The sequence below is a fragment of the Algoriphagus resistens genome (genome assembly GCF_001442615.1).
Classification (GTDB): domain Bacteria; phylum Bacteroidota; class Bacteroidia; order Cytophagales; family Cyclobacteriaceae; genus Algoriphagus; species Algoriphagus resistens.
Genome location: NZ_LMXN01000016.1, coordinates 56,370 through 71,052, shown reverse-complemented (window position 1 = coordinate 71,052; position 14,683 = coordinate 56,370). Strand labels below are relative to the sequence as shown.

12 protein-coding genes are annotated in these 14,683 nt (G+C 42.2%); all 12 read right to left on the bottom strand.

Annotated elements, in window-relative coordinates; all coding sequences use genetic code 11:
- Positions 1 to 9: 9 nt before the first annotated feature.
- The 12 genes from AS141_RS22215 to AS141_RS22160 are packed head-to-tail and all read right to left on the bottom strand — an operon-like array spanning position 10 to position 14,632.
- Positions 10 to 786 carry a cytochrome c oxidase subunit 3 gene (locus tag AS141_RS22215; protein WP_057939911.1) on the bottom strand — a complete coding sequence of 259 codons (777 nt, stop codon included), beginning with the start codon at positions 784 to 786 and terminating at the stop codon, positions 10 to 12.
- A 27-nt stretch (positions 787 to 813) separates the two neighbouring features.
- Positions 814 to 1,395 (bottom strand): cytochrome c oxidase subunit 3, encoded by a 582-nt coding sequence (locus AS141_RS22210; RefSeq protein ID WP_057939910.1) that lies wholly within the window; start codon positions 1,393 to 1,395, stop codon positions 814 to 816.
- Positions 1,396 to 1,397: 2 nt separating this feature from the next.
- Complete coding sequence (cyoE, locus tag AS141_RS22205) at positions 1,398 to 2,300, bottom strand: heme o synthase (protein ID WP_057939909.1); 903 nt, start codon at positions 2,298 to 2,300, stop codon at positions 1,398 to 1,400.
- Between the two features lie 2 nt (positions 2,301 to 2,302).
- Entirely contained in the window at positions 2,303 to 3,379 is a 1,077-nt protein-coding gene (locus AS141_RS22200; protein ID WP_057939908.1) for a COX15/CtaA family protein, read from the bottom strand.
- Positions 3,363 to 5,246 carry a cytochrome c oxidase subunit I gene (locus AS141_RS22195; RefSeq protein WP_057939907.1) on the bottom strand — a complete coding sequence of 628 codons (1,884 nt, stop codon included), beginning with the start codon at positions 5,244 to 5,246 and terminating at the stop codon, positions 3,363 to 3,365. The genes AS141_RS22200 and AS141_RS22195 overlap by 17 nt, the downstream gene beginning before the upstream one ends.
- 18 nt (positions 5,247 to 5,264) lie before the next feature.
- A complete protein-coding gene (locus AS141_RS22190; RefSeq protein ID WP_057939906.1) occupies positions 5,265 to 6,296 on the bottom strand; it encodes a cytochrome c oxidase subunit II in 1,032 nt (343 codons plus the stop codon).
- Between the two features lie 22 nt (positions 6,297 to 6,318).
- The gene (locus AS141_RS22185; RefSeq protein WP_057939905.1) at positions 6,319 to 7,611 is read right to left on the bottom strand and encodes a hypothetical protein; all 1,293 of its coding nucleotides are present in this window, start codon (positions 7,609 to 7,611) and stop codon (positions 6,319 to 6,321) included.
- Between the two features lie 2 nt (positions 7,612 to 7,613).
- Entirely contained in the window at positions 7,614 to 8,318 is a 705-nt protein-coding gene (locus AS141_RS22180) for a c-type cytochrome (protein WP_082632388.1), read from the bottom strand.
- A gap of 13 nt (positions 8,319 to 8,331) precedes the next feature.
- Positions 8,332 to 8,862 carry a DUF3341 domain-containing protein gene (locus tag AS141_RS22175; RefSeq protein WP_057939904.1) on the bottom strand — a complete coding sequence of 177 codons (531 nt, stop codon included), beginning with the start codon at positions 8,860 to 8,862 and terminating at the stop codon, positions 8,332 to 8,334.
- A gap of 2 nt (positions 8,863 to 8,864) precedes the next feature.
- Complete coding sequence (nrfD, locus tag AS141_RS22170) at positions 8,865 to 10,229, bottom strand: NrfD/PsrC family molybdoenzyme membrane anchor subunit (protein WP_057939903.1); 1,365 nt, start codon at positions 10,227 to 10,229, stop codon at positions 8,865 to 8,867.
- 17 nt (positions 10,230 to 10,246) lie between these two features.
- A complete protein-coding gene (locus AS141_RS22165; protein ID WP_057939902.1) occupies positions 10,247 to 13,330 on the bottom strand; it encodes a TAT-variant-translocated molybdopterin oxidoreductase in 3,084 nt (1,027 codons plus the stop codon).
- A 39-nt stretch (positions 13,331 to 13,369) separates the two neighbouring features.
- Positions 13,370 to 14,632, bottom strand: coding sequence for a c-type cytochrome (locus AS141_RS22160; RefSeq protein ID WP_057939901.1), 1,263 nt, complete (start codon positions 14,630 to 14,632; stop codon positions 13,370 to 13,372).
- Positions 14,633 to 14,683 lie beyond the last annotated feature (51 nt).

Sequence of the window (14,683 nt, the reverse complement as noted above, 5' to 3'; positions counted from 1 at the left end):
AGTTATAGCTTAGATCAGGTAGAACAAAGTAAACACAAAGACCCAAACCAGGTCAACAAAGTGCCAGTACAAGCCGATTTTTTCAACCATCTCGTAATGACCTCTTCTGTCGTAGACTCCTACTGCAGCTTGGTAAAATACCATAAATAGAAGTATCACACCTATGGTAACGTGAAATCCGTGGAATCCGGTGATAAAGAAGAAAAGGTTTGCAAATGAGGCTGGACCGTATTCATTTACCAGAAGATTGGCTCCAAAAACGGTCTCTGTTACATTTTGACTAAGTTCATTGATATAGGTCAGCACTGCACCACCTTCAGATCCATGAATAAAGTGATTCCATTCCCAAGCCTGACAACTCAAGAAAGTAATACCTCCAAGTAGAGTCCAAAGCATCCATTTCACCACATCATCTCGATCATTTCTATGACCGGCTTCAACAGCCAGTACCATAGTTACAGAACTTGCGATCAAAATAAAGGTCATCAGACCTACAAATACAAGCGGTGCATGAACTCCATGCACAAATGGAATGGCATCAAAAACCAATTCAGGAATTGGCCAGTATTCATTGGAACCTACAAACTCAGTAGCAGGACCGGCATACGCAGGATAGCTGACACGAATCGAAAGGTAAGTGATCAAAAAAGCAGCAAAAGTAAAGATATCCGAAAGAAGGAAGAACCACATCATGAGTTTTCCGTAGCTGGCTTTGAGAGGTTCGTTACCACCTCCCCAGACGCCTCTTTTCGAGCTTACTCCTATAGCAGTAGAATGCGCAGACATAAGATATTGATTTGTACTTGGTTTATTTTAATGATTCAAAAGCAAAAACATAAATAGATATAACCACAAAGCGGCCAGAAAATGCCAGAATGTAGTAGCCATTTCAAGTGTATCCAAAGACTTGGAATGTACTTTATATCTATAGGTCGAAATTAATACAATAATCAGAAATATCACACCGCTGATTAAGTGAACGGCATGTAATCCCGTGAAGACATAGAGAAATGAACCGGAAGGATTACCTACGAAAAACACATTTTCATCAACTAAGGCAACCCAGCTGTACCATTGCCCCACTAGAAAAGCAATACCAAACAAGACGGCTAAACTAAGACCGGTTCTGACACCTATCAAATTGTCCTTTTTGGCAGACGAATAAGCATATTGCAGGCAAACGCTGCTGAGGACCACAATTCCAGAAGTGTACCAGAAAATAGTTGGCAACTCATATTCCAGCCAGTTACCTTCTGATTGTCTCACAATATAAGCACTGGTAAGTGCAGCGAAAATCATCACAATTGTCACTAAGAAAAGCCACAAGGCAAACTTCTTAGGATGCATTGAGATCGGCTGATCTACTATATCGACATATTTAAGTTCCTTTTCCATTCTTATGGCAGTTTATCCAATAAGTAAGCAATCTGTACAATCGGCAAGTATAAAAAGGATCCAAACATAATCCGAAGGGCTGATTTTCTGGAGCAATCCTTCATCAGAGAGAAGGTCTGGGCCAAAAAAAGCACGCCACACACTGTCGCTACAATCCCTGATGTCATTCCTGTAAGTCCAAAATAGCTTGGCAATAATCCAAGTGGTAACAGAAACAACGTATAGATCATAATCTGAATAGCGGTGTTCAGGTCTTTACCCCCACCGCTTGGTAGTAATTTGAAACCTGCTGCTTTGTAATCTTCATCGCCCACCCAAGCAATAGCCCAAAAGTGAGGAAATTGCCAAATGAACTGAATACCGAAAATAATCAAAGCCTCGTGGGTGATGGAACCCGTCGCTGCCGTCCAGCCAAGAAGCGGAGGAAGTGCACCAGGAATAGCCCCTACAAATACGGCGATTGGCCCTACTCTCTTCAATGGAGTATACACAAATACGTACAACACCATACTCAAAATCCCAAGCCAAGTGGTCAAAGGATTAGTAAAGTACCAGAGTAAGATAACCCCAAGAATAGCTACAATAGAAGTAACCCAAAGGGCTTCTTGAAGAGAAATAAGTTTTTGTGGAAGCGGTCGATTTTGGGTACGCTTCATCAGCTTATCCAAATCACGCTCCAAAATTTCGTTTGCAGCGCATGAGGCACCACTGATCAAGAAGCCTCCAAGTGCAAGTCCTATAAAACCAGACCAACCAAAGCTCACTCCCCGGTCACCAAGTATGTAGCCAAATACTGCAGAGAAGGTAACTAAAGCAGAAAGCCTCAATTTTATCAACTCAGCGTAAGCTTTGATCTTACTTGCTGCTAAACTACTACTATGGTCAGTTACTTCAACTGTCCTCATGATCAATTTGTATTTAATCGAAACTGAATGTTTTCTCTGATTTCCAGCAGCAAAATAACTTGCACACCGATTATCAAAGAACCTAATAAGAGATGGATAGGCTGAAGAAATGCAGGAATACCAAAGTATGCCATTCCCATTCCTGTAGCTATTTCCAGTATAATCAGAACCATCAAGACCTGAGACCAAAGATTTACTTGAGATCTTCTAAGGGTATATTTAAATGCCCAAAAGAAGTAGAGTATGTGGATTCCCAACAGAATTAAGGAAAAAGAACGGTGAATCAAGAAATCAAATCCTATCCGGCCTACCCACTCGTCCCTTAACATACCTCCCAAAGAGGAAGAGATGATGTCAATTTGCTCACGAACTTGCGTACCTAATACAATTTGAACTAACATCAGGATAGTCCCGATCAATAAAACCCATACTATTCTTTTCGGCAATTCAATTTTCACTCCCTTGCCTTGAACTAACTTACCCGATCTATGATATACGTAGATCAGCAAAGAGACCAACAGCAAAGCCAGCAACATGTGGAAGGTGATCATCCAGTGTAGCAGATTTGTGGATACTACAATAGAGCCTATCCAACCAATGAAGATTACCAAAAGCAGATTGAATACAGATAAGACTGGGATCCATCGATCGTTCTTACCAAGAGGAAAAGACTTCCAAACGGTAAGAATGATTAATAGACCAATCACTACGCCCGCCAACCGATTAAGATATTCAATCCATGTTTTTACAGCATTGAATTCCTCTTCAATCAATATGGACTTGTCGTTAGCAATTTCCTTGGCCTTTTCAGGGAATCCAAACTTTTCAAGTGTTGCCACGAACCGTTCATTCTTGGCTAATCTTTTATTGAGATAAATCTCCTGATAGTTTGCCGGCAATTGTTCCACAGATGTAGGTGGAATCACATTGCCAAAACACTTCGGCCAATCAGGACATCCCATTCCAGAACCGGAACTTCTGACTATCCCACCGATTAATATCAGTAAGTAAACAGCCATCACCGTGATTACACTCACACGGCGAAAGCTATTTATTGATTTATTAGTGGCCTGTTTCATTTGAAACCAAAACATCCTCCTCTTCCTTCATGATCTCCAGCTCTACTTTCACCAACTCCTGTTCATGAGGAAGATTGGATTCTGGCGTAGCAGAGAGAGGGACTGTTTGTGGAATGAAATCCTCTTCAGCACCAGGCTTAGAGTAATCATATGGCCATCTGTACACAGAAGGAATTTCGCCTGGCCAGTTTCCATGACCTGGTTCGATTGGAGTAGTCCATTCCAATGTATTAGATCTCCATGGGTTCAGAGTGGCCTTTCTGCCTTTATACATAGAATAGAAGAAATTGAACAAGAAGATGAATTGTGCCGCAAAAGTGACTATTGCAGCTGCAGAGACAAACATGTTCAAATCAGTATACATATTGGCAAACTCAAAGTTTGTCCAGCTATAATATCTTCTAGGGAAACCTGCAATACCGATGTAGTGCATAGGGAAGAACACCATATAGACACCAACGAATGTAATCCAGAAGTGAATGTAGCCCAATTTAGCATCCATCATTCTTCCAAACATCTTAGGGAACCAATGGTAAACCCCTGCAATCATTCCGAAGAAAGAAGCAGATCCCATCACCAGATGGAAGTGTGCTACTACAAAATAGGTATCGTGAAGTTGGATATCAATGGCAGAGTTGCCCAGGAAAATACCTGTCAACCCACCTGAGATAAAGAAGGAAACCAGACCAATCGAGAACAACATCGCCGGTGTGAAAATCAAGTTTCCTCTCCAAAGCGTAGTCAGGTAATTAAATACTTTTACTGCAGATGGTACAGCGATGATCAACGTCAGGAACATAAAGATAGAACCAAGGAATGGGTTCATACCTGATACGAACATATGGTGGGCCCAAACCACAAAAGAAAGAACGGTAATTCCCAATAGGGAAATAATCATCGCTTTGTACCCGAAGATCGGCTTTCTCGAGTTAGTGGCGATTACTTCAGAAGTGATACCCAAAGCAGGAAGCAGTACAATGTAGACTTCCGGGTGGCCCAGGAACCAGAATAAATGCTGGTATAGTACAGGGCTACCACCCGTGTTAGGAAGAGCTTCCCCACCAATATAGATATCAGAAAGATAGAATGAAGTACCAAAACTTCTATCGAATACAAGTAGCAATGCCGCAGCAAACAATACCGGAAATGACAATAGACCAATCACTGCAGTCAGGAAGAAAGCCCAGATAGTCAAAGGAAGCTTTGAGAAAGACATCCCTTTAGTTCTCAGGTTAATTACTGTGGTAATGTAGTTGATACCACCCATTAGAGAGGATGCGATAAAGAAAGTCATCGCAACCAACCATAAAGTCATACCCAGCCCAGATCCTGGAATAGCTTGTTCTAAGGCTGAAAGAGGGGGATAAACCACCCAACCACCTGAAGCAGGTCCTGTTTTTAGAAACAATGAGATAAACATGATCACACCGGAAAGGAAAAACAACCAGTAAGAAACCATGTTCATAAAGCCCGAAGCCATATCTCTCGCCCCGATCTGCAAAGGAATAAGGAAGTTGGAGAATGTACCGCTCAAACCTGCTGTCAATACAAAGAACACCATGATGGTACCATGCATCGTTACCAAAGCAAGGTAGAAGGTAGGATCCAAATGTCCAGTCTCATCTATCCATCCACCAAGAATCGGGCGAAGGAAAGACATGTTCATTTCCGGAAACCCTAGTTGCAATCTAAATAGGATAGAAAGGAAGCCCCCAAGAAGGGCCCAAAACATACCTGTAACCAGGTATTGCTTTGCGATCATTTTATGATCTTGGGAGAAAATATATTTCGTTACAAAATTATCATGGTGCTCATGCTCGTGATGATCGTGTGCTGCGTCATGATTTGCGACAGATGCTGTAGACATAATCTATAATTTTGTTTATTACTTTTCGCTTAATTGTATTTCTGCAAGCTCTTTCGTCTCCGCAGAAAGCCCATCTGCCAGAGCTGGGTTCAGCTGGATGAAAGACTTTTGCTCAGCATACCATTTCTGGTATTCCTCAGGCTCTACTACCTCAATAACTTTCCGCATGGAAAAATGTCCATTTCCACAGATTTCTGTACAGGCAATCTCGTAGTTAAATTCAGGATTTCCTGTTTCTTCTCTCATCTCAGCAGTAGTCTTGGTAGGGACAAACCAAAAACGAGTCGGCATTCCCGGAACTGCATCCATTTTCAATCTCATATGAGGAGCGAAAACGGAATGAAGTACATCTCTGGCCCTGATTTTAAATAGAACAGGTTCACCTTTTGGTATTACTACTACAGGAGAGGAAAAATCATCAATGGCATTCTTGTCATTGAAATCAATGCCGTGCGAATTAGTCGCTGTAATCAGACGATAATCATAATCCCCTAGCACATTGTCTTTGCCTGGATACCTCACTTCCCATGCAAACTGATACCCCATGATTTCCACCGTGTGGGCATTCTCAGGAGCAGGAGCTGTAATATCTGACCATGCTACCCATCCTGAAATAACCAAACCTGCAAGTACAAAAGCTGGAACAATAGTCCAGATAATCTCAAGTTTATTATTGTCAGGATAGAAGGAAGCCTTTCGTTTCTCACTGTACCGATACTTATAAGGGAAGATAAAAAGCAACACATGGGTAATCAAAAATACGATTCCTGTGATAGCCATTGTCCACCAGAACAGCGAATCTGTCACCACGCCGTGCTCAGATGCAACCGGTAATTGATAATTATCAAATTCTTTGATAGAGTACCAGAACATCAAAATGCCTGTGCCTACCAAAAAAACTATGAATAAAATTGCGTTAACCTTATTACTCCCTGAAGCGATCTTCTTATCAGATCCTTTTACCACAGAGACCAATGTTTGGATTCTATATACCATCCATACTATGGAAAATATCAAAAGAACCCCTACTCCAATCAGAAATCCGTACATACCTTAATTATTTCGGCTGTTATTAAATGTGATGATGATAGCTTTCTTCAAGCATTGGATGGTTTTTAGGAACCAAATTCCCTTTTGCCAGTCCTGAAAGAACTACGAATGTGAATGCAGCTCCATATACCAGGAACATTCCTACCTCCATAAATCCAACGCCACCGTTATGTCCCAATGTACCAGGCTGTACCATTAAGAAGAAATCAACCCAATGACCTGCAATGATCAAAGCACAAACTAGCTTCAAGAAAACTCCGTGTCTTTTTGAATCTCTGGTCATCAGTAATAGAAAAGGAAGGACAAAGTTCATGGCTAGATTCACAAAAATGAACGGACCATAAATATCGCTTGACAATCTTTCAATAAAGTATACTGTCTCCTCAGGAATGTTGGCATAATAAATCAACAAGAACTGGGAGAACCATAGGTAAGTCCAGAAGATGGTAAAACCAAAGATGAATTTACCCAAGTCATGGACATGATTTTCATTCACCATCTCAAGAAGACCTTGGCTCTTTAGGAAGATAGTGATCAAGGTAATGGTTGAAAGACCAGCGACAAACCAAGATGCAAATACATACCAGCCAAACAACGTAGAGAACCAGTGTGTATCAATAGACATTACCCAGTCCCATGCAGAGATGGATGAAGACACTGCAAAGAAAATCAAGAAAAATGCTGACCAGCTTCTGATTTTGTACCAAGTGGCTGTACCCCCGATTACATCTTCATTATAGGTAAATTGTTGGAATTTCTTGAAAAAGAACACCCAGAATCCAAAGAATAAAACCATTCTAAGAATATAGAACACCGGGAATGTCCCTTTTGCCATAGGCCAGTAAAAGAAAGCTCCTTTTCCATCAATGATCTTATCGTATTCAGGAGCATTCTTATCAAACAAATAAGCATGTGTCCAGTGGAATAAATCATGATTTGCTACAAAAAACGTAACAATCATTAATACGCCAGCGATTGGAAGCCAGTTTCCAAGGGAAAGCATCACACGAATGATCGCTGTGGACCATCCTGCCTGAGCTGCATACTGTATAGCAAAGAAGAATACTCCGATGATTGCAATACCTGTAAAATAGACGTTATTGATCCAAAGGTTAGCATAAAGACGCTCATACCAATGAAAAGCGTGCCCTTCAGCTTCAGCTGCCTGGTGATGACCTCCGCCAAACATTGCCATTATAATACCTAATACCAATAATGCTGCACCAATCCCCAAAACCGTAAATACGAGCTTTTTGGTCGCTGCCGAGAAATCAAATTTTTGATCCAGATTATAGTGTTGTACGTCGTGAGCCATAATTAATTAGCTGGAGTTTCTACTTGTGTAACATCTTGGTCAGCGTCTGCCACTGCTACTGCATTATCGGCATTCTGACCGCCTTGGAGTTCTTGCTTCACATAGTGAACAATTTTCCATCTGTTCTCCGGTGTGATCTGAGAACCGTGCGCTCCCATTCGTCCTTTACCTTTAGTGATCACATGGTATATATGCCCTTCAGAAAGACCAACATATGCTCCCCCTTTGAGGTTGGCAACACCACCGATGATTTCACCTACTTTACCGTCGCCTTCACCACTTGTTCCATGGCATGGTGTACAATAAAGCCCGAAAAGTCTTTTACCTTCAGCCAAAACCTCATCATTCAACTTAATTGGGTTTTTCATTGCAGCACCAGCTTCTTCTACTTCAAAAGCTTTATATCTGTATGGCAAATAGCCTTGCTTATTTCTTGGAACAGTATTGGCAACAGGCTCTCTCATATTCATGTGATGAGGATTATTGATGTTACTGTTGAAATATTCTCCTTTCCCATCTTCTCGAGTGGAAATAAGGTTACCTTTTGTCTCTGAATCTACGATCTGAGTCAAAGGCTCATATGCTACTGAGTGATACATCTGAGGGGCATATTCCAAGCCTTGATTTTCTCCTCCGGCTCTACAGCCAGCCAGGGCAATCCCAGCTACCGCAATCCCTAAAATACTTAGTGTTTTAGCAATCTTCATTTTTCCAGATTTACTATTCAAAACTTTTTTTATTAACCTCTGAGGCTCCAGAAGATTTCAATATCTCTTCAATCTTAGCCAACTCCATCGACGAATTATTTGCTATATCAATTGCCAGGACGTGTTTATCATCAGTGATTCTCAGGTCGAAGATCCTAGGCTGTGCCCAGGGTTTCAGATTTGTGCTCACCATAAATACCCCTACCATACCGAACGATGCCAATAAGACAGTCAATTCAAAAGTTACGGGAATGAAATCAGGGAAAGCGCCATAATCCTTACCTCCAATGATCATTGGCCAATCAAACTTCATCATGTAAAACTGCATGGTCAAAGCCAAAGTAGTTCCCAGCAATCCGAATAAGAAAGCAGCTATTGGCAACCTGCTCCTTTTATAGCCAAGGTAATCATCTATCCCGTGAACAGGATAGGGTGAATAAACCTCATGAATTTTAATACCTGAAGACCTTACCTGGGTGATCGCTTTAAGCAATACATCCTCGTCTTCATAAACTCCAGTAACAAAATGTGTATCTCTTTCCATGATTATTTATTCACTTTATCAGATGAAGACTTCAATACAGATTTCACTTCAGCCATGTTGATTACCGGGAAGAATTTGGCAAACAAAAAGAATAGCGTGAAGAACAAACCAAAGGTAAACAGGTAAACCCCTACATCCGCCCAAGTAGGATAGAACATCGCCCAAGAAGAAGGGAGGTAATCTCTGTGCAGAGAGGTTACGATAATTACAAATCTCTCAAACCACATCCCGATGTTTACCACTATGGATAATACAAAAGTAGCCACGATGGAAGTACGGATTTTCTTGATCCAGAAAAGCTGAGGAGAAATTACATTACAGGTCATCATAGACCAGTATGCCCACCAGTAAGGTCCGGTAGCCCGGTTAATGAAGGCATATTGCTCTGCTTCCACTCCTGAGTACCATGCGATAAAGAATTCGGTGATGTATGCGATACCTACAATAGACCCTGTGATGATAATTACAATATTCATTAACTCAATGTGTCCCATTGTAATGTAATCTTCGAGTTTGTAAACCTTACGGGTAACAATCATCAATGTCAACACCATGGCAAAACCCGAGAAAATCGCACCTGCCACAAAATAAGGCGGGAAAATCGTGGTATGCCATCCCGGTATTACTGAAGTTGCAAAGTCAAAGGATACAATCGTGTGTACAGAAAGTACCAGAGGAGTAGCCAAACCTGCTAGGATCAAGGAAACTGATTCGTATCTGCTCCAGGATTTTGCAGCGCCATCCCAACCAAATGAGAGGGCTCCATAAATAATCTTTCTTAATCCTGTGGCCCTATCTCTAATAGTAGCGAAATCCGGTATCAGACCTATGTACCAGAATACAAGTGATACAGAAAAGTAAGTTGAAATCGCAAACACATCCCAAAGGAGTGGGGAGTTAAAGTTTACCCAAAGTGATCCAAAGACGTTTGGAAGTGGAAGTGCCCAATAAGCACCTAGCCAGGGACGTCCCATGTGAAGTACTGGAAACATCGCTGCACAAATAACTGCGAAAATTGTCATGGCTTCAGCAGCTCGGTTAATGGACGTTCTCCACTTCTGCCTGAATAGTAATAATACTGCTGAAATAAGTGTACCAGCGTGACCAATACCTACCCACCAAACGAAATTAGTGATATCCCAAGCCCAGCCTACGGTTTTGTTAAGTCCCCACATGCCGATGCCTTCCCAGACAGTAGCAATAACAGCGATAGATCCTAAAGCCAAAACACCGGCAGAAGTAAGGAAAGCAAGAAACCATCTGATATTTGGTTTTGCTTCTACATGACGCGACACATCATGTGTCACGTCATGGTAGGATTTACCCCCGGTAACTAACGGCTCGCGTACGGATGAAGTAACCTGCATAGTTTAATAAATTTTGATTACGCTTCGTTTTTGTCTTTATTTCTGATTTTTGTGAAGTACCAAATATTTGGACTCACATTGATCTCCTCCAGTACGTGGTACGCTCTTTCCTCATTCACTTCTTTAGTAGCTGAAGTAGTGTTTTCCTTAATCTTCAACATCTTGGAAACTCTGCTGTTCGCATCGTTCAGATCTCCAAAAACCAATGCATCAGTAGAACATGCAACTGCACAAGCCACGTTGATATCCCCATCCTTCACTTTACGCTTTTCGCGCTTAGCTTCCAGCTTACCAGCTTGGATTCTCTGTACACACATAGAGCATTTTTCCATTACTCCACGTGCACGCACGGTTACATCTGGATTCAGTACCATCTTACCCAAATCATCATTCTGAGCGACATTGACCCCAGCAAAGTCTTTATTGTCGTGGTATTTAAACCAATTGAATCGACGTACTTTATATGGACAGTTATTGGCACAATATCTTGTACCTATACATCTGTTATATGTCATTTGATTTAGCCCCTCAGTAGAGTGGGTGGTCGCAGCGACTGGACAAACAGTCTCACAAGGAGCATTGTTACACTGCTGGCACATCATAGGCTGGAAGGTCACCTCAGGATTCTGGGCAGCTACCTCCATTCCGCTTAGGTCATCTGCTGGCGCATCAGAAGAATAATAGCGATCAATTCTGATCCAAGCCATTTCCCTTCTGTTCAATACTTCCTGCTTACCGACAACGGCAACATTATTCTCAACTTGACAAGCAACTGTACAAGCACCACAACCGATACAGGAATTCATATCAATGGCAAGCCCCCAGTGATGATTGGAATACTGGTGCCCCGACCAAAGAGATATCTTGGACGGCTTCACAAATTCTCCGTCTTTATATATCTCTGGATGGTAACGACCAGCAGACGCATCTGCTTGGTATTCTGCAAGAGTTGCTTCCTGGATTACGTTTTCACGTCCCATGAAAGTCTGATGGGTTTGGGTACGGGCAATTCTATATGAATCTCCTGTAGCAGCAACCTCTACTCCGGTAATATCAGTATTTACAAATCCTTTGGTGATGTCTAGAAAGCTGTAGGCATTTACTCCTATTCCATTTCCGACACGACCTGCTTTGGTTCTACCATATCCCACTGCCAAACCGAAGGTTCCTTCAGCCTGACCTGGTTGGATTAGTATAGGTACAAGCAAAGACTTTCCGTTTACAGTAATTGATGCCTTGGAAGTTTCTCCCTCATTCATCGTTACCCCATTTTCAGAAGCCCATTTTTGGGAAACTGTCAGGTAATTATCCCATGTAGCCTTGGAGATAGGGTCAGACATTTCCTGAAGCCAAGGGTTATTGGCATATGTACCATCTCCCAATCCAATCTTTTGGTAAATAACCAGTTCAGCACCTTCTCCTGCTGCAGAGGCCGTTTTGGTCACAGCAGCAGCGGCTGAACTAATGTCCCCACTACCCGTGACTGTTGTCCCTTCCGTGGTAGCCGAGGTGGAATAGAAACCATTGTAAAGTGCTTTGTCCCAGAATTCTTGGAAGTTTCCTGATTCAGATTGTCCGGCAAAAAGTGGTTGCCAGTTAGTCTGAAGGAAATCATAATAGTTTGATGTAGAACCAGACCATTTCAAGAAAGAATCCTGAGCCTGTCTTGTCTCAAAAAGTGGGGAAATAGCAGGTTGAGATAAGCTATACTCTCCTACTTGAGGATTGAAATCATTCCATGACTCAAGGTAGTGGTGATCCGGGGCTACATATTGTACCAATGAAGCCGTTTCGTCCAATGTCAAATTGGTCGAAACAGATACTTTCGCTTTGGCAATATTCTGTCCCAAAGCTTCACCTTGAGCGTGATCATATACAGGGTTACAGTTGTAGAATATTACCCCTCCTACTTTGCCACCTGCAAGATCAGCGATGAACTGGTTCATCGCACGGTCATCACCTTTTTTATAGTTGCTGGCTTTTACCAGATCAATTGTAGAACCGTTGCTGCCAAGCAGTTCATTGATGGCATTGATGATGATCTGTACATTAGGATCATTTGATCCTGATACTACAAGTGATTTACCTCTTTTAGCCCAAAGATCCTCTGCAGCTTTCGCAAGATTTGCTACCTCTACTGCAGGTGCGGATACCGCAGTGGCACCGGCTTTCTTGGCCAATAAATTATATAATCCCAAAACAGCCAATCCGCTTTGAGAAGGTTTAATTGGAGTGCGGTAATCTGCATTGGCTCCTGTCAATGACAAATTGGATTCGAACTGATAATGACGGGACATTTCAGCCTTTTCCTTAGAGACCCTTCTTCCAGATGCATATTGCTTGGAGAATTCAATAGGTGCGATCCAGGTACCCAAGAAATCAGCACCAAAGCTGACAATCGTCTGCGCCACATCGAACTTATAGGTTGGTAAAACTGCGCTACCGTAATAAACCTCGTTCGCTCTGGTAATACCGTAAGCGGAAGAAGTATCGTAAGTCACTACCTCTATTCCTCCCAATGAGTCAGAAAGTGCCTGGATAGCCTTTTCTGTAGAAGGAGAAAGGATAGTGTTGGTCACAAGTTTGATAGCCCCAGCTGATTTCAACTTTGAAGCAACTTCGGCATCCAAAGTAGCCCAGTCAGATTTTTGGCCAGCCACATAAGGGCCTGTCAATCTTGCCTTATCATATAAGGAAAGGACTGAAGCCTCAACAATGGCGCTGGTACCACCTTTTGTAACCGGGGAGAGCGTATTTCCATCCACCTTGATAGGACGGCCCTCGCGGGTCTTCACCACTACTGAAGCATATTCTCCTCCAGAAAAATAACTTGATGCGTAATAATTAGGAATAGACGGGTTGATATCAACCGGTTTATTCACATAAGGGATCATCTTTCTTACAGGAGCTTCGCATGCTGCCAATGAGGCCGCTGCTAAACTGAATCCCATTACTTTCAGAAAATCTCTTCTGGAAGCACTACCCTCTTCGTTGAGTGTAGAAGGAAGCTCAGGGAATTCCCTGTCAGCGTTCTTTACAAACTCTGGATCGTTATTGAGCTGCTCAAGCCCTTTCCAGTACGTTTTTTTATTTTCCTTCATTTTATTATATAAGAATGAATTTGCGAAAAGAATAATGAATTAATAGTGGCACTTAGCACATTCCAACCCGCCGATGTCTTTCACTTTCAAAGCATCTTTAGAGTCAGAGTGGATCTGAACCAACTTATCATAATAGGCATTGCCTTCAGTAGTGATTTCGGTCTGTCTGTGACAGTCGATACACCACCCCATAGTAAGTGCACTATGCTGACCTACTACTTCCATCTCCTGGATAGGTCCATGACAGGTCTGGCATTCAATATCACCTACGACAACATGCTGAGAGTGATTGAAATAGGCCAGATCAGGAAGGTTGTGAACTCTAACCCACTCAATTGGCTGATTGTTATCTACTGCATTGTAGATTTTCTGAATTTCTGGAGAGACACCTTCTTTGCCTTGTACATTCTGCACGTGCGTATGACAGTTCATACAAATGTTAGCTGAAGGAATATTTGCTGATCTTCCGATCTCTACACCTGTATGGCAATACTGGCATTCGATCTCTAAAGTACCGGCGTGAAGCGCGTGAGAATAGGCGATTGGCTGAGTTGGTGCATATCCCTGCTGCACACCAACCGAATAAAGTCCATCCAAAGCCGTCTTGGCGACCAAGGCAATAACTAATGCAGTCACAATAACTACAAACATGTCACTTTTGAATACCTTACCCAAATTGGTCTTTTGATTGACAAATTCTTTGTCGTCTTCATCAAGATCTTGCTTAGTAAGATACTTGGTCAATACAGAGATGATCAATCCCAGTACCACTAAAATCAGTAAAAGAACTACTACTAAAACCCCTAGAATAACAGTAAGGTATTCGTTCGGAATCCCTCCTCCTGCTGAAGCTTCACCACCCTCTGCTCCCGAAGCAGCTGCGGCAGCGGCCGGATCCACCTTGTCGCCATTCTCTATATAAGCAAGTAGATTGTTCAAATCTTCATCGGTCAAGAACTCATGAGAGACCATCACCGTGTTATTGTACTCCTTAAAGAGGCTGGAGTAATACGAATTTCCGGATGCAATAACTGCCTGAGAGTTTTTAATAAAACTCTTAACAATATCAGCAGGTTGTCTATCGGTAGCTCCTCTCAAAGCTGGACCAATCATCTTCTGATCTAACTTGTGGCATGTTTTACAATTTGCATTGAATACAGCCTTACCTGCTGCAACTGCTTCGTCGCTATTAGCAACCTCCTGAGCGACAGCGAAGGCCTGCGTCCCGATCAGGATGAAAAACAGCACTGCCAGTGTGTGGAAATTCAATCGAACCCCTACTAACGAGCGTTTGGATAACATATTATAGCTAATTAAATAGTTTATGCGGTTTATTATAACCCCTGCAAAGGT